This is a genomic window from Arthrobacter sp. B0316-1-20, assembly GCF_059091865.1.
This window is the reverse complement of sequence record NZ_JBNHHC010000017.1, coordinates 86,813-101,547: the sequence shown is the minus strand read 5'-3', so window position 1 is coordinate 101,547 and position 14,735 is coordinate 86,813. Positions and strand designations below refer to the sequence as shown.

The window sequence follows — 14,735 nt, the reverse complement described above, 5'->3', positions numbered from 1 at the left end:
GATTCGAGATACCGGGGCTGGAGGGCGCTGATTACCGGCCGGGCTCCACAAGGCGCAAACAACGACGGCGGAGCGCACCTGCGCTGGTGTGCTCCGCCGTCGTACGGGGTTGGCTGTGCAGTGGTCCCGTTCAGTCCTTGGGTGTCTCCTTGCTGGGATCGAAGAAGGGCTTCTGCACTACCGCGCCTTCGCGGATTCCCTCGGGTGTGTGGATGGACAGCGAGGTGCCCTCTTCGCTGAGATCGAACGGCACCATGGCCAGGCCGATGTTGCGTTCCAGCCGCGGCGAGTTGCAGGCGCTGGTGACTTCGCCGATCTGCGCGCCGCCGCCGACCGAGACCGGGAAGGGCTCGATCATGGAGCCGTCGTTGTAGCTGCCCAGCGGTTCGCCGTCGATGTCCACCCCGACCAGCAGCCGGTCGATGCCCTTCTCGCGGATGCGGCCGAGCGCCTCTTTCCCGACGAAGTCCGCCTTCTGGTCCAAATCCACCATCCAGTCGTAGTCGTAGCCGACCTCCAGCGGGTTGGTCTTGAGCGTGATGTCGCAGCCGTAGGCGAGCATGCCTGCCTCGATCCGGCGGATGTGGCAGGGCCCGATGACGCGCAGGTCGTGCGGCTGGCCGGCTTCCCAGACGGTGTCCCAGAGGCGGCCGGCGTTTTGGGTGGCGTTGTATAGGTAAATCTCGTAGCCGATCTCCCCGGTGTAACCGGTCCGGCTGACCACCACGTCCATGCCGTTCAGGGTGTGGTGCTGCATGTAGTAGTACGGCATGTCCAGGATCTGCGGGCCGAACAGGTCGGACATCAGCCCCTTGGCCTTGGGGCCTTGGACCTGGACCGGGGCCACGTCCACTTCTTCCACCGTGACGTCCCAGCCGCCGGCGTGCGCCAGGCCCATGGCCCACAGGTGCACGTCGCTGTCCGCCAGCGACAGCCAGAACTTGTTCTCCTCCACGCGCAGGATGATCGGGTCATTGATGATCCCGCCGTCGGCCGCCGTGATAAAGGCGTACTTACATTGGCCCACCTTGCACTTGGTTAGATCGCGCGGGGTCAGCATGTTGGTGAAATCGAACGCCTGTGGGCCGCTGATCTGCAGCTGCCGCTCCACTCCGACGTCCCACAGGGTGACATCGTTCAGCAGCGACCAGTACTCGCTGACTGGATCGCCGTAGTGGCGCGGATGGTAGGTGTGGTTATAGACGCTGTAGGCCGCGACGCCGTGCTCCCGCGACTTCCAGAAATAAGGGGACTTGCGCAGCCGGGTGTAGAGCGTGACAGCCGGATGGGGATTGACGCGTGATTGGGTGCCGTTGAACGGGGATGAGCCCGAATCGAGAATCTCCGACATGGGTGTTTCCTCCTTCGAGGTTCTGGCGCCAGCCGGACCGGAAGTAGTTGCGCATGATGCGCAGCTCTGCGCCATGTGGGACATCGTGGCAGCTGATTAACGGGCCAGTCAAGGGTTCTCGACGGACGGCCTGCGGAGCCCCGCCGCGCAGGCCCTGGGAGCGCCGGAGAGAGGTGGCACGGGAGCGCCGGAAGGCTGGCCGAGCCTTTTTCTCACCGTCAGAACGGCGCCGGCCGGGAAGATTGGCTTCTCTTCCCGGCAGGCACCGTTCAGGGTCAGGCAGAAGTCAGCTGTGACGCGGGGGACAGGTCGCGGCTGCTGTGGTCGTAAGCGATGGCGACCGGACCGCCGTCGTGCTGGAACTCGTGGTTGGCCCCGTCGAGGAGGCCGTAGGCCCCGTAGTTTTCCTCCCACGATCCGTTGAGCGCGAACTTGAAGGCATATCGGCCCTCGGGTAGTTCGCCGTCCAACCGCCACAGCCCGTCACTGGGCTCGAAGCGCATCTGCACCGCGCTCGCGGCCGGATCCCAGTCCCGCTCGGCGCCGAGCAGGACACCGAAATCGCCGACCACCGCTACGGACGCCGGTTGGTCACTGGGATGTTCCGGATCCGCCGCCGCAGCGGGCGCGTCCGGCAGCGCGGAAAGCGTGGCTTCCTCCGTCGCCGCTGGCCCTTCCTCGGCCGGCGCTGCTCCTTCCGGTGGGACGGGAAGTTTTGCGTCCTCCACCGGCGCCGGCCTGTCGGGCAGCGGGGTTCCTGCGTCGAGAGCTTCGGCCAGCTCGGACGGGCTGGAGAAAGCGGCAATGGCCCGCAGCCCGTCCTCGGTGATGCCCCAACCGCCGCGGCCCTTGGACATCCAGCCCGCCTTGACCAACCGGGCGGTCGCCGTCGTCAGGTTCTTGAAGCCGCGTGGCACTCCGCCGCTGAGCAGTTCCTGTTCGTGGGCGGTCGGCGGTACCCGGCGCAGCGCTTCGCTAACGACTGCGCGGGCATCGGGGCGAGTGCCGTTGGCGGCCGCATCGGCCAAAATCTCAAGGACGGGTCTGAGTCGAAGATGGGCATTGTTGGGCATAGCCGTGGCTCCTTCGCGGTGCAGCCGTAACGGGTGACGCTCCCAGTCTGGAACCCGGCCGTGGGAAGCGCCACTGTTTCGTGGTGTGTGTCGGTGCCGCTGATGCTTTTTTGTCCGGTGGTTGAGGAGCCAGCCTGGCCGGGTGGCTAGATGGTAATGACGGCTTTGCCCCGAACCTCTCCGGCGTCCAGACGGCCGATTGCCACCGGCATCTGCTCCAGCGGGTAGGTCCGGTCGATGCTCGGGGTCACCCCGCCTGCGGCAGTCAGTTCGCTCAGCCGCTCGAGGTCGGCGGCGTTTTGCCGTGCCATGAACATGACAAAACGTTGCCGGCTAAAGAGCGAGAGGAGCATGCCGCCGATCGGTCTGAACAGCCCACCCGTCCAGCGGTCGCCGTGTTCACCGCCGACGATGACCGCCGCACCGCGAGGAGCCAGTGCCCGGCGCAGGCGCTTCAGCGACGGGTTGCCGGCCGTGTCCACGATCAGGTCGTAGCGGCGGCCGGAAGCGGCGAAGTCCTCGCGGGTGTAGTCAATGACGGTTTCGGCGCCGAGGCCGCGCACCAGATCCGCCTTGGCGCCGCTGCACACGCCGGTGACTGTTGCGCCCATGGCGACGGCGATCTGCACGGCGTAACTGCCCACGCCTCCGGAAGCGCCGGTGACCAGGACGTGCTGCTCGGCCTGGAGTTTGCCCGCGTCCCGCAGTGCCTGCAGGGCGGTCAAGCCGGAGACCGGAAGCGCCGCCGCCTTCTCGAAGGTCAGAGCGGCCGGCTTCAGGGCGAGCAGAGACTCGGAGGCGACCGCGTACTCCGCGAAGGAGCCCTTGCCGAAGCCGAAGACCTCGTCACCGACGGCGAATCGCGTGACGGCAGCGCCCACCTCGGCCACCGTTCCCGCGACATCAAGCCCCGGAATGGGATTCTTGGGAGCCCGCCAGCCCGAAACGGCGCGGACCGGGTAGGGCAGGCCGGTGGCCATATGCCACGTTCCGCGATCCAGCCCGGCCGCACGGACCCGGATGAGCACCTGATTCTCGGCAATCTCCGGCACCGCCACGGTGGCCGGATGCAGGGCGTCGGCCAATCCGTACTCGTACTGCACAATGGCGCGCATGGTGCGTCCCCGTGTGGTGGCGCTGCCCTCGGTTGGGGGCGTCTGGGCTGCCGGAACGGATGAATCTTTCGGTTCCATGGGGGCTTCCTTCGTGAGGATCGGACGGTGTGACTGCTGATTCTCGTACTTTGTACGAAGTTATCGTACAAAGTACGAGAATGCTATAGTTTCCGGAACAATGAATGAAAAATCCGCTGATCCGCCCGCAGAACGACTTCCGCTCAGCCGCGAACGCGTATTGCAGTCGGCCATGGCCATAGCCGATGGCGGCGGGCTGGCCGGGCTGACTATCCGCTCGCTGGCCAAGTCCCTAGAGACCAAGCCGATGTCCCTGTACCACTATGTGCGCAATAAGGACGAGATCCTTGACGGCATTGTGGATGCCGTCTTCAGCGAGATCGAGCTGCCGGTACCGGGCGGCGAGTGGAAAGCCGAGCTGAAGCGGCGGGCAGTATCCGCCCGCAATGTGCTGCGCCGCCACCCGTGGGCGATTGCCCTGATGGAATCCCGGACCGTGCCTGGGCCGGCGAACCTCCGCCACCATGACGCGGTCCTCGGTACCCTCCGCGCGGCCGGCTTTTCCCTTCCCCTGGCCGCGCATACCTACGCCCTGCTGGACGCCTACGTGTATGGCTCAGCTTTACAGGCGGCGGCGTTGCCGTTCGATGGACCGGAGAGCTTGGCGGACGTCGCCGGGCCGATGGTGGAAATGTTCAGCGCCGGGGACTATCCCCATTTGCGCGAGTTTGCGCTGCAACACGTTCTGCAGCCCGGCTACGATTTTGCCGACGAGTTCGACTTCGGTCTGGACCTGATCCTTGATGGCCTGGCCGCTCATTTGCCGGATCACGGTGGCGTCGAGGCAGGGGCGACCTAGCCGGCGAAGGGCTTGCCCTCGGCCGCGTTTTCCGGGGATGTTGGATCCGCCAGCAGAGTGCGAACAACCGCGAGGGCGGGGCGCCCCATCGACGAACTGGTCGAATGGAGCGCCCCGCCCTCAGTTGAAAGCGAACCGGGTTGCCAGCCGGCTACGCGGCGGCGGCCATGCTGTCGACCGTCACGCGGAGTCCGCCCTCGCCGGCGGTCACGCGGATCCGGCCACCGTCAGCCACCGCCTCGGCCACCAGCAGGTCCGCAATCCGGTCGTCCAGTTCGCGCTGGATCACGCGGCGCAGCGGCCGGGCACCGTATTCCGGTTCGTAGCCGGCCTCGGCAATCCAGTCCACGGCGGCTTCGTCCACCGCCAGCGAGATGCCCTGGGCGGCCAGCCGGGCCTCGGACCTGCGCAGCTGCAGCCGCACGATGGAGCGCAGTTGCTCCTTCTCCAGCTTGCGGAACAGCACAATTTCATCGATCCGGTTCAGGAACTCCGGCCGCATGGCCTCGCGCAGCCGGCCCATGACCCGGGCGCGCAAGTCCTGCTCGGAGGCGAAGCCGTCCACGCCGTTGTTGGCGGTGAAGCCCAAGGCTCCGCTCTTGCTGGCCAGGAACTCCGAACCGAGGTTGGAGGTCATAATCACCACGGTGTTGCGGAAGTCCACGGTGCGGCCCTGCCCATCGGTGAGGCGTCCGTCGTCGAGCACCTGCAGCAGCAGGTTGAACACGTCCGGGTGCGCCTTCTCCACTTCATCCAGCAGCACCACCGAGTATGGATGCCGACGGACCCGCTCGGTCAGCTGGCCGGCCTCGCCGTAGCCGACGTAGCCCGGAGGGGCGCCGACCAGCCGCGAGACGGTGTGGCGCTCGCCGTATTCGCTCATGTCGAAGCGCACCATGGCGTTCTCGTCACCAAACAGCGACTCCGCCAGCGCCTTGGCCAGCTCGGTTTTGCCCACGCCGGTGGGGCCCAGGAACAGGAAGCTGCCGACGGGGCGGCCCTCGTCGCCCATGCCGGTGCGGTTGCGCCGCACGGACTTGGCGATGGCGGTCACCGCATCGTGCTGCCCGATCACCCGGGCATGCAGGTCCTCCTCCAGCCGGGTTAGCCGCTGCCGGTCGCCCTGGGTCAGCCGGGCGGCCGGAATGCCGGTGGCGCGGGCAATGATTTCGGCAATCTCCGCCTCGCCCACCACATCGGAGGGTGCGACGCCGAGGCTCGCCCCGCCGTCGTTGTCCTCCATTGCATGGGTGGCTGGCTGGGCTGAATCGATCTTGGCCTTCAGCGCCTCGATCTCATCACGCAGCGTGGACGCGTCCTCGTAGCGCTCCTCCGCCACGGCTGCGTTCTTGGCAGACTCCAGCGAGGCCAGCTGGCCGTGCAGCGCCTCCACATCAACGCGGGGGCCGCGCCGCAGGCTCAGTCGGGCGCCGGCCTGGTCGATCAGGTCGATCGCCTTGTCCGGCAGGAAACGGTCGGTGATGTAGCGCGAAGACATCTCGACGGCGGCCCGGATGGCTTCGTCGGTGTAGGTCACCTGGTGGTGCTCCTCGTAGCGGTCCTTCAACCCGGCCAGGATCTGCACGGCGTCCTCGATCGAGGGCTCGCCGACCATCACCGGCTGGAACCGGCGCTCCAGGGCCGGATCCTTTTCCACCTTGCGGTATTCGCCCAGTGTGGTGGCGCCGACCAGGTGCAGCTCGCCGCGGGCCAGCCGTGGCTTCAGGATGTTGCCGGCGTCCATGCCGCCCTCGCCGCCTCCGCCGGCACCGACCACGGTGTGCAGTTCGTCGACGAAGACGATCAGCTCGCCGCCGGCGGTGCTGATTTCGTCCATGGTCTTGGTCAGCCGCTCCTCGAAGTCACCGCGGTAGCGGGTGCCGGCCAGCATGCCGGGCAGGTCCAGCGAGATGACGCGCTTGCCGCGCAGCTGCTCCGGAACGTCGCCGTCCACGATCGCCTGGGCCAATCCTTCAACGATGGCCGTCTTGCCGACGCCGGCCTCGCCGATCAGGACCGGGTTGTTCTTGGTGCGGCGGGCCAGGATCTCGATGGTCTGCGCGATCTCGTCGGCGCGGCCGATCACCGGGTCCAGTTGGTCCTCGCGGGCCCGTGCGGTCAGGTCGAGGCCGAACTGGTCCAGCATGGGGGTCTCGGAGCCGGAGTTCTGTTCCTGCTGGGTGCCGGCGCTGCCGCCCGGGCCGGCCTGGGCCTGGGCTGCTTCTGCCGCGTTGGCCTGCTGCAGTGCCTGCGGGGTGACGCCGGTGGCGGCGAGGATCTGGCCGGCTGCGGCTTCCTGGTTCAGGACGAACGCGGCGAACAGATGCTCCGGGTCGATGTAGGTGGAACCGAACGCCCGGGCCACCTGGTGCGCATCCAGCAGGGCGCGCTGCGCCGACGGGGTCAGGGACGGCGCCTCGCCGATCGGCTCGGCCTTTTCCGGCAGGCGCTGCTCGGCGGCGCGGACGATGTCCTGCGGATTGGCGCCGGTCAGCTTGATCTGGCCGGCAGCCGGTTCCTGCTCGGCCATCACGCGCAGAATGTGCAGCGCATCCACCTCCGTATGGCCGAGGCCAGCGGCGAACGCGGCCGCCTGCCCCAGCACTTCGTGGGTGCGGCGGCTGAGCAGCCGGGTGATGTCGACCGTGCGGCGGGACTGCGCCGCGCGCTGGCCCTGCAGGTAGCGGACCAGGAACTCGTCAAATGATCCGTTGCCGGATGCGGGTCCGAAGAACAATGGCATTGATGAATCCTTCCGTGGACTTGAGTGCCTTTCGCTCATGTTAACGCTTCATGATGAAGTTTATTCCAGAAGTTGGGAAAAGTTGAGTCATGCCGACTCATATTGAGGATGCCTACACATGGGGATAACGCCGGCAGCGGATCGACGCGGAGCGTAGCTTTGCTCTTGCCGGCATCAGGAGTCGAGGAGCGGATCATGAATGACAGCAGAGAGGCGTTCGTGAAGCGGCGCGAAGAACTTGAGCGGCTGTTTCGGGAGGGAGGGCCACGACTGGAGGCATATTTGCGCGAGCAGGCCAAGGAAGGCATCAGGGACGCCTATATGAATTATGACGACGCAGCACAGGACCTTGGCGGGGTGATTATCGACGGGTACAAGGCGGGAATGAACGCAGAGGAAATCCAGCGCCTGCTCGACGAACTGGCCAAAGAGGCAGAGTACTGGGCTGAATTTCCGGTCACCGTCCGTCTGAGCCCCAAGCGCGTGCAGAGCATCATCCAAAGCGCCGCGTGACGTACTGACTGCTTCTCAGAAGGGCGGGGGATTGTCGTCCCGTTGTTCTCGACCTTCTCCAGCGGGGTAACGGCCGTTGGCATCATCAGGCTCCACCTCGCTGCCACCTTCCCCTTCTGCTGTGGGGTAGGTGATGGCCCAGTTTTCGTCGGGGGTGGTGGTGTGGGTGTGTCCGGAGCGGGTGGTGAAGTGCAGGGTGCCGTCGGTGTCTTGGGTGACGGTGCCGCCGCCGTGGTGTTTGGTTTTGTGGTCCGGTTTGCAGTGGGCAGCGAGGTTTTCGGGGACTGTTTTGCCGCCGTCTTCCCAAGCGATGGTGTGGTCGATCTCGCATTGGTCGGCGGGGACGGTGCAGCCGAAGCCGCGGCAGTGCCGGTCGCGTAGCCGGACGAGGCGTTTGAGCCATTCGGGCGGGATGCGCAGGTCTTTGGCCGCGGCGATGGCTTGGCCGTAGTCGTCGGTGAGCACGAGGAGCCATGATTTGGCCAGTGCGGTGAGGTTGCGGATCATCTCAGGCGGGATGAGTCCGTAGGCGGTGAGTTCGCCCGGGTCTTCGGCCAGTCCGAGCAGGGTGGGCAGCGGGGCGGTGACGGCGACGGAGGCGGTGGTGTTCGCGCCGCCGCAGGTGCAGGAGCCCTGGTCGGGCGATCCGGACGCTGCCGGACCGGTTGCAGTGTCCGCGGAGGCCGTCTCCTTGGCGGCGGTTTCGCTTTTCGTCGTGGCCCGGGCTTCCGGTGTTGTTGTCGCAGCGGTAGCGCTGTTGCCCGTGCCAGTGCCAGTGGCGGTGGTGGTGGTGGCTGGTTGGTAGGCGTGGTCGGGGTAGCGCAGGAGCATGTCGGTGAAGACGTCGGCGCGGAGCTGGCCGAGGGTGCGGGTCTCCTCGGCGGTCTGCAGTTTCCTGGCATGGGCCTGCATCAGGTTGTAGGCGAGCAGGGCTTTGTCCGCGGAGGTGCGGATGTAGAGTTCGGCCATGCCGTCGTCCTGCGGCAGGTATTGGACGGTACGCCGTTCCATCGCGGCCCGGTGCCGGGACTCGAGGGATTCGGGATACAGCCGGTCGCGGGCGGTCCGGGCGCGGGCGTGGACGGATTCGAGGGTGATGGCCCCGGCGCCGGGCAGCACCGCGTTCTCGAACTCGGCCAAGGTCTCCGGGGACAGGTCGGCGCCTTTGCGGGCGATCGCGGCGGCGCGGGGCAGGTCGATCGCGCCGTCATCGAGGGCGGCGAGGGTGGCGGGCAGATGGGTGGCGATCTGGTGCGCGTCGGCCAGTTCCGCGGCGGCCTGCTTGCCGGGCACGGCGAGGATGGGGGCGAGTTCCTGCGCCGCGTGCCGGCTGATCCCGTCCGGCGCGCCGGCATCGGTGCCGGTAGCGGGCCGGAGCACGGCCATCCGGTCGATGGCGCGGGCGCGGCGGGACTGGGTCCAGGCCTCGTGCTTGCGCACAGCCTTGAGGTATTCGAGCACCGACCAGTCATCGAGGCTGCCGGGGTCGGTGCCGGCGAGCAGCCCGGCCAGTTCCGCCGGTTCCAGCTCCCGCCAATCCTCCTCCCACAACTCCCGCCCCGCCGGTTCTCCAAGCCCGGTGGTGCCACTCTCTCCTGTGGCACCCGGTTCGGTCGCCGGTGCTGCAGGGCCTTTCGTTGAAGTGCCGGCAGGGTCGGGCACCACGGGGCCATCAGCGGCGACATGGCCGGAACTGGATTGATCAGCTGCTGGTGTGGGAGAAGAAGCGGCATCGCTATCGGAGCCAGGTATTCCCTGCTCGGGAGGATTGGCGGCGGCAGGGCTTGTTGGGCCGATTGAGCCGGTGGCCGGGGCGGCGTCGTCGAGCGGGGCTGAGGTGCTGGAGTGCTCCTCCGGCTCCTGTGCCTCGTCCCACGGTTCCGCTGCCATGCTTCAACGCTATGCAGCGCAAGCTCAGAGTAGAACGAGTATTCGGCTCAAGTGGATAACCGCGGCTGTCCCCAGCCTGTGGAGGACAAGTCGACCGAGCTCCGACGTGAGACTGGTGAACCTCATGTCACCTGCGGAAGACGGGGCCAAGCCCATGTGAGACGCGGACGCCGTGGTCAGCGATTTTGCGCTCCCAAGAAAGTCGGTCCAGCCGGTCGAGGCCCTGCGTCGGCCGAGCTAGTCCCAAGGCATTCGAAGTTCCCGGGGTGATATTCTGATCTTCGAAGATGCGTTCGAAGATGGGGGCTTGTCATGTTCGGCTTGGAGCGGCCCTCCGGCGCGTCCGCCGGCCCGGATCTGGGCAGCGGGACGCCCGAAGACGCCCGCGGCTTTCCCTCCCCGGCACGGGACTACTTCCATGGCGGCATCGACCTGAACCGGCACCTGATCCGGGACCGCACCAGTACCTTTGTGATGCGTGTGGCCGGAAACTCGATGGCGGCGGCCGGAATTTGTGACGGCGATGAGTTGATCGTGGACCGTTCGCTGGAGCCGCGCGATGGGTCGGTGGTGATTGCCGTGCTGGACGGCGAACTGGTGGTGCGGCGGCTTCATCTGGCCGCCGACGGGGTGCAGTTGCAGACGGACGACGGCGGCGTCCCCACCGAGGTGGGCGAACTCGGCGACCTGAGCATTTGGGGCGTGGCGACGCGCTGCCTGCACCATGTCTAACCAAGGACGGGCCGAAGCGGCGACGCCCCGTGAACGGATTGCACTGGTAGACGTGAACAACTTCTATGTCTCCTGCGAGCGGGTGTTCGATCCGTCGCTCGAGGGCCGCCCCGTCGTCGTGCTGTCTAACAATGACGGATGTGTGGTGGCGCGCTCCGAGGAGGCCAAACAGCTGGGGCTGAAGACCGGCACGCCCTGGTTCCAGGTGGCGCCACGTGCCAAAGCCTGGGGGCTGGTCGCGAAATCCAGCAATTACGAGCTGTATGGAGACCTGAGCGCCCGGGTGATGGAAGTGTTGGGCCGGTTCGGCGCCTGGCAAGAGGTGTACTCGATTGACGAGTCGTTTCTGGGGCTGCCGGGGGATGAACCGCAACTGCGCGAGACGGCGAGTCGGATCCGTGCCGCGGTGGCCCGGCAGGTGGGCGTACCGGTGTCCGTGGGCGTGGCCAGCACCAAGACGCTGGCCAAGTTCGCAAACCATGTGGCCAAACGAAACCCGCAGATGGCCGGAGTCTGTTCGCTGGGTTCCATGCCGGCGCCGGACATTGAGTGGATCCAATCGCGCGTTCCCGTGACCGGGCTGTGGGGCGTGGGCGGGCGGACCGGGAAACGGCTCAACGCCATCGGGATCGAATCGATCGCCGATTTGAAGGCTGCGGATCCACAGGTGATCCGCAAAAAGTTCTCCGTGGTGCTGCAGCGGACAGTACTGGAGCTGAACGGGACGGCCTGCATCCCGCACACCGAGGAGCGGGCGGACAAGCAGCAGATCATGTTCTCGCGCAGCTTCTCCACGCCGGTGACCACGCTGGAGGAGATGGACCAGGTGATGGCTGTCTACGCCCAGCGCGGTGCGGCCCGGATGGCTGCCGAGGGGCTGCGCGCCTCGGTGCTGACCGTGACCGCCGGGACCAGCAGGTTCGCCGGCGGCGAGGCATCGTTTCCCGCCGCCAGCGTGCACCTGCCGGCGCCTACGCAGGATCCCATCCAGCTGACCAAGGCAGCCGTGGCCGCCATGCGCGGCTGCCTCATTCCCGGCGCCCACTATGTCCGGGCAGGCGTGCTGCTGTCCGGGCTTGAGCCGGCGGCCGGCCAGGAGGCCTTCGACCCGTTCGTCAGCGACCTGGACCAGCGCAACATCGGCGACTTACTCGGTGCCGTTCGGTCCAAATTTGGCGAAGCCGCCATCGGGCTCGGCCAAGGCGGGCTGGCAGCGCCGGCAGCGTGGTCGATGAAACGCGAATTCTCCTCGCCGCGCTATACCACCGAGTGGGCGGACCTCCCGGTGGTCAAGGCGTAGGGGTCAGCCGGGTCGGGGTCAGCCGTGGGCGGAGTCCTGCTGCAACGGCGGTACGCGGGTGTGGCAGATGCTTTCGAACGCGGCCGGATCGGTCAGTTGGATGGGCAAGCCAACTGCAGCGGCATGCCGGGGGCGCTCTGGCCGTGCCAGCAACGTCAAGGAAACGCAGGACGGCGCCCCGGGGAAGGGCGCGTCGCGGGCCAGCGCCCACCAGCCGTCGTCGTGATGGGAAATGCCCAGCAGTTGCCGCATCTCAGGCACCCGGAGCCAAGCCAGGGGCATTGTCCCTTCGGCAGGCCCGCCGCCGACGGCGTCCAGGCGTTGCCCGTCGGCTGCGGTGGCCAGCATTCCCACGAGAAGCGGTTCGCTGGGGACGATTCGGGTCAGCAAACCGATCCAGATGGCCTCTCCGTCCGGGGAAGGGACTGTCAGGCCCTCAGGCGCCGCGGCGCAGAACGGCAAGGTTCCCAGACTGGCAGGCGCGACGTAAACAATACCGTGGTCGGGGTAACGGTAACGCTGGAACGAGACCGACAACTGCGGTGTCAGCTTGTACTCAAACACCGCGCTTGATCCCTATCGCTGCCGCCCACTGCACCGACATTGGCGCCGGCGTCGTCAAGAAGGATGGGAATGTTCCTGGCCACGGCTCACGCTTCTGTTCAGCAGTTCCGAGCACCTCGCTGACACGAGGAGCGCCACCGCTTCGGGGCGTGGCATCGGTTTAGTCCTGCCGGCGTTACTGGGTCGTTACTGCGTTGGGCCGGGATGCGCAGGCTGGAGGAGACGAGACCCCCCAACTGAGTGAAAGGTTTAAATTCGAACGGCGCCAGCCCCGCCTTAAGAGACCTGCGTGGGCCCACCAACAGCCCTGCATCGGCCCACCAACGCCCTGCATCGGCCGTGCTGGCTCCTCCGGATCCCGACCAGCCGGCGGCGGCAACACGCTGGCTGCGTTGTCATCGCCGCCCGGCCGGTGCGGGCTAATCGCTGGGACTGGTGTCCGTGGTAAGGCCGCGGTCGTCCGGTGTTTTCCGGTCTTTCTCTTCAGCCGGGCCTGCCGGTGCGCTGGTGTCCTCTGTGTCCCCAGGCTTCCCCGCGGAATCGGTTTGCGACGCCTCTTCGGCGACGCCCGCTTCCGCCGAAGGGTCCTCTTGGCCGCGTGGCGTCTTGTCCTCGCTGCTTTCGGTCATGCCCGTCCTTCCCTCAGATGTTGTGTGGTCCGGCGCCGGCCGCTGGCTGTGTTTTGAGCCGGCCGCTGGTCCGAGAAGTCAGACGACGGGGCCGGGCGGACGCAGACCATCGCTGTCGCTGGCGGCCGGACTGCCCGGCATGGCGCCGCCCTCGTCCGTCCAGTCCTGTCCCATTGTGTCGTTGAGGGCCGGATCCGTGACGGTGTCGCCGACGGTGGTCGTGGTCCCGGTGGAGGCCCCGCCGTCGCCCTTCCCATGCTTTCCGGGCAACTTGGATGCCGCCGCGGAGCTGGCCTTTTTGGCTGCCTCGGTGAGCTGTTCAGCGACTCCCGGGGCCTTGTCCTTGACCGCGCCCGTTGCTTCGTGGACCTTGTCCTGCACGGTGGGGTTGTGCCAAAGCTCTCGGCTCTTGGTTTTCAGCGATTCATAAGCCGACCGTCCCGACTTTGAGCCCAGGACGAATCCAAGGGCCAGGCCGGCGCCAAACACGAGTTTCCCTTTCACGGGGTGCTCCTTTCATACGGTGTGGGTGATGGAGGTGCTCTGTCTGAAGGGCCTAGGGGAACGGCGCGTTGGGAGTATCGGCTTCGCCGTCGTGGTCCTTGTCGCCGTAGGCTTTCTTGGCCAGATCGTCGGCCAGCTTTTCATCGCCGTGCACCGGGATGTGGGCTTCATGGACGTCGTTGTCGTCCTTGTCGCCCGCGCCGGGGCGCTGGGATTCGTCTTCCAGATCGTCCGGGTGCTCCGAACGAGGATTCTCGCTGTTGTCCATCAGGTCCTCCTTCTCGAGTGTGTCGTTCTGGGGATCGGACAGGGCCCCGCGTTCTTTTGTGCGGCGCTCTGCGGCTCAGACTACGCGCCGGCCCGCGGCTTCGCACGGGTCCAGCGGCTCCGCGGGCGCATCGCCGGCGATTCCGGAACGCCTCCTGCAGCGGCCATGCCATGGAGCACCTCCCGAATCGCCGAGACCGAATCTACCCGCGGGTTCCACCCGAGTTCTGTCCTCGCGCGGTTGGTGTCCATCACCGGGGCGGCGCGGGCCATGTCCACCCATCCAGGGTCGCTGGCCAGCAGCCGGGCTGACCAGGCCGCGCCCACCAGCAACCTGACAAGCGGTACGGGGACGGGCAGCCAGCGCCGGGCACCGAATAGGCCAGCCACCAAGCCGGGCGTTATAACGGGTTCGGCGGCCACATTGAAGGCTCCCCGGGCACCTTGATCCAGCACGCGCCAATAGGCGTCCGCCACATCATCTGCATGCAGCGCCTGGAACACGAACTCCTCCGGAAACGGGAACAGCGGCAGCCGCAATCGGTTAACAAAGAACTTCGGGATCCACGGTCCCACGAAGTAGCGGCCAATCTGGCTGCCGGCCTTGGCTTGGAAGATCAGGCCCGGCCGCAACCGTGCCACCTTGATCTCCGGATGGTCGTCGGCAAACTGGTCCAGCAGTTCTTCCTGTTGACCCTTGAACCGGCTGTAGTGCGAAGTTTCGATGCCGCGGGCCGGCCAGTCTTCGCTAACCCGGGAGTCCTTCGGCCCGGGGCTGTATGCGCCCACCGAGGAGGCGCACACCACCTGCCCGACGCCGGCGTTGACGACAGCGGCCAGCACATTCGATGTGCCGTCCACGTTCACCCGGCGCATCTGCTCTTCGTCGTGGTTCGGCTGCAGTACCCAAGCCAGATGGACGACGGCGTCACACCCCTTAAAGGCTTCGGCTAGCCTCTGCTGCGCATCCCCTGCGGTGATGTCCAGCGCAACCCAGGTCATGCCGTCGTAGGGTGCTTGCGTGGCATCCGGCAGGCGCCGGGCAATCCCGACGATGTCCAAGTCATCCGTGCGTTCGCGTTGCGCGGCATGCAGGCGCCGCAAAAGCGCTGTTCCCACGTTTCCGCTGGCCCCGACCACCGCAATTCGCATGCTCCAGACGCTACCCGCCGATGCC

14 protein-coding genes are annotated in these 14,735 nt (G+C 66.8%); 4 read left to right on the top strand and 10 right to left on the bottom strand.

Annotation, left to right across the window (positions count from 1 at the left end; all coding sequences use genetic code 11):
• Positions 1–130: 130 nt before the first annotated feature.
• From AC5RW2_RS25050 to AC5RW2_RS25040, 3 genes are all read right to left on the bottom strand, one after another.
• Entirely contained in the window at positions 131–1,351 is a 1,221-nt protein-coding gene (locus AC5RW2_RS25050; RefSeq protein WP_493963899.1) for a glycine cleavage T C-terminal barrel domain-containing protein, read from the bottom strand.
• Between the two features lie 275 nt (positions 1,352–1,626).
• On the bottom strand, positions 1,627–2,424 hold the full coding sequence (locus AC5RW2_RS25045; RefSeq protein ID WP_493963898.1) for a pullulanase X25 domain-containing protein: 798 nt from the start codon (positions 2,422–2,424) through the stop codon (positions 1,627–1,629).
• A gap of 146 nt (positions 2,425–2,570) precedes the next feature.
• Positions 2,571–3,617 carry an NAD(P)-dependent alcohol dehydrogenase gene (locus AC5RW2_RS25040; protein WP_493963897.1) on the bottom strand — a complete coding sequence of 349 codons (1,047 nt, stop codon included), beginning with the start codon at positions 3,615–3,617 and terminating at the stop codon, positions 2,571–2,573.
• A gap of 100 nt (positions 3,618–3,717) precedes the next feature.
• On the opposite strand from AC5RW2_RS25040, the gene AC5RW2_RS25035 reads away from it, so the two are divergent.
• Positions 3,718–4,416, top strand: a complete 699-nt coding sequence (locus AC5RW2_RS25035; RefSeq protein ID WP_493963896.1) for a TetR/AcrR family transcriptional regulator C-terminal domain-containing protein — start codon at positions 3,718–3,720, stop codon at positions 4,414–4,416.
• A 151-nt stretch (positions 4,417–4,567) separates the two neighbouring features.
• On the opposite strand, the gene AC5RW2_RS25030 is transcribed toward AC5RW2_RS25035, so the two are convergent.
• Positions 4,568–7,159 carry an ATP-dependent Clp protease ATP-binding subunit gene (locus AC5RW2_RS25030; RefSeq protein ID WP_493963895.1) on the bottom strand — a complete coding sequence of 864 codons (2,592 nt, stop codon included), beginning with the start codon at positions 7,157–7,159 and terminating at the stop codon, positions 4,568–4,570.
• A gap of 195 nt (positions 7,160–7,354) precedes the next feature.
• On the opposite strand from AC5RW2_RS25030, the gene AC5RW2_RS25025 reads away from it, so the two are divergent.
• Positions 7,355–7,672, top strand: a complete 318-nt coding sequence (locus AC5RW2_RS25025; RefSeq protein ID WP_493963894.1) for a hypothetical protein — start codon at positions 7,355–7,357, stop codon at positions 7,670–7,672.
• Positions 7,673–7,687: 15 nt separating this feature from the next.
• On the opposite strand, the gene AC5RW2_RS25020 is transcribed toward AC5RW2_RS25025, so the two are convergent.
• On the bottom strand, positions 7,688–9,562 hold the full coding sequence (locus AC5RW2_RS25020; protein ID WP_493963893.1) for an HNH endonuclease signature motif containing protein: 1,875 nt from the start codon (positions 9,560–9,562) through the stop codon (positions 7,688–7,690).
• A 312-nt stretch (positions 9,563–9,874) separates the two neighbouring features.
• Between AC5RW2_RS25020 and AC5RW2_RS25015 the strand changes: the two genes are divergently transcribed.
• Positions 9,875–10,294, top strand: coding sequence for a LexA family protein (locus AC5RW2_RS25015; RefSeq protein WP_493952031.1), 420 nt, complete (start codon positions 9,875–9,877; stop codon positions 10,292–10,294).
• Positions 10,287–11,594, top strand: a complete 1,308-nt coding sequence (locus AC5RW2_RS25010; RefSeq protein WP_493963892.1) for a Y-family DNA polymerase — start codon at positions 10,287–10,289, stop codon at positions 11,592–11,594. The genes AC5RW2_RS25015 and AC5RW2_RS25010 overlap by 8 nt, the downstream gene beginning before the upstream one ends.
• 18 nt (positions 11,595–11,612) lie before the next feature.
• Here AC5RW2_RS25010 and AC5RW2_RS25005 read toward each other — a convergent pair whose 3' ends face one another.
• The 5 genes from AC5RW2_RS25005 to AC5RW2_RS24985 form a co-directional block, all read right to left on the bottom strand.
• A complete protein-coding gene (locus AC5RW2_RS25005) occupies positions 11,613–12,158 on the bottom strand; it encodes a hypothetical protein (RefSeq protein WP_493963891.1) in 546 nt (181 codons plus the stop codon).
• A 419-nt stretch (positions 12,159–12,577) separates the two neighbouring features.
• Positions 12,578–12,787 (bottom strand): hypothetical protein, encoded by a 210-nt coding sequence (locus AC5RW2_RS25000; RefSeq protein ID WP_493952028.1) that lies wholly within the window; start codon positions 12,785–12,787, stop codon positions 12,578–12,580.
• 78 nt (positions 12,788–12,865) lie between these two features.
• The gene (locus AC5RW2_RS24995; protein WP_493952027.1) at positions 12,866–13,291 is read right to left on the bottom strand and encodes a hypothetical protein; all 426 of its coding nucleotides are present in this window, start codon (positions 13,289–13,291) and stop codon (positions 12,866–12,868) included.
• A 52-nt stretch (positions 13,292–13,343) separates the two neighbouring features.
• Positions 13,344–13,559, bottom strand: coding sequence for a hypothetical protein (locus AC5RW2_RS24990; protein WP_493963890.1), 216 nt, complete (start codon positions 13,557–13,559; stop codon positions 13,344–13,346).
• 80 nt (positions 13,560–13,639) lie between these two features.
• Positions 13,640–14,710 (bottom strand): NAD-dependent epimerase/dehydratase family protein, encoded by a 1,071-nt coding sequence (locus tag AC5RW2_RS24985; protein ID WP_493963889.1) that lies wholly within the window; start codon positions 14,708–14,710, stop codon positions 13,640–13,642.
• Positions 14,711–14,735 lie beyond the last annotated feature (25 nt).

Coding starts and splice junctions, on each gene's coding strand:
- AC5RW2_RS25050 (WP_493963899.1), bottom strand. CDS start 1,351: ATGTCGGAGATTCTCGATTCGGGCTCATCCCCGTTCAACGGCACCCAA.
- AC5RW2_RS25045 (WP_493963898.1), bottom strand. CDS start 2,424: ATGCCCAACAATGCCCATCTTCGACTCAGACCCGTCCTTGAGATTTTG.
- AC5RW2_RS25040 (WP_493963897.1), bottom strand. CDS start 3,617: ATGGAACCGAAAGATTCATCCGTTCCGGCAGCCCAGACGCCCCCAACC.
- AC5RW2_RS25035 (WP_493963896.1), top strand. CDS start 3,718: ATGAATGAAAAATCCGCTGATCCGCCCGCAGAACGACTTCCGCTCAGC.
- AC5RW2_RS25030 (WP_493963895.1), bottom strand. CDS start 7,159: ATGCCATTGTTCTTCGGACCCGCATCCGGCAACGGATCATTTGACGAG.
- AC5RW2_RS25025 (WP_493963894.1), top strand. CDS start 7,355: ATGAATGACAGCAGAGAGGCGTTCGTGAAGCGGCGCGAAGAACTTGAG.
- AC5RW2_RS25020 (WP_493963893.1), bottom strand. CDS start 9,562: ATGGCAGCGGAACCGTGGGACGAGGCACAGGAGCCGGAGGAGCACTCC.
- AC5RW2_RS25015 (WP_493952031.1), top strand. CDS start 9,875: ATGTTCGGCTTGGAGCGGCCCTCCGGCGCGTCCGCCGGCCCGGATCTG.
- AC5RW2_RS25010 (WP_493963892.1), top strand. CDS start 10,287: ATGTCTAACCAAGGACGGGCCGAAGCGGCGACGCCCCGTGAACGGATT.
- AC5RW2_RS25000 (WP_493952028.1), bottom strand. CDS start 12,787: ATGACCGAAAGCAGCGAGGACAAGACGCCACGCGGCCAAGAGGACCCT.
- AC5RW2_RS24990 (WP_493963890.1), bottom strand. CDS start 13,559: ATGGACAACAGCGAGAATCCTCGTTCGGAGCACCCGGACGATCTGGAA.
- AC5RW2_RS24985 (WP_493963889.1), bottom strand. CDS start 14,710: ATGCGAATTGCGGTGGTCGGGGCCAGCGGAAACGTGGGAACAGCGCTT.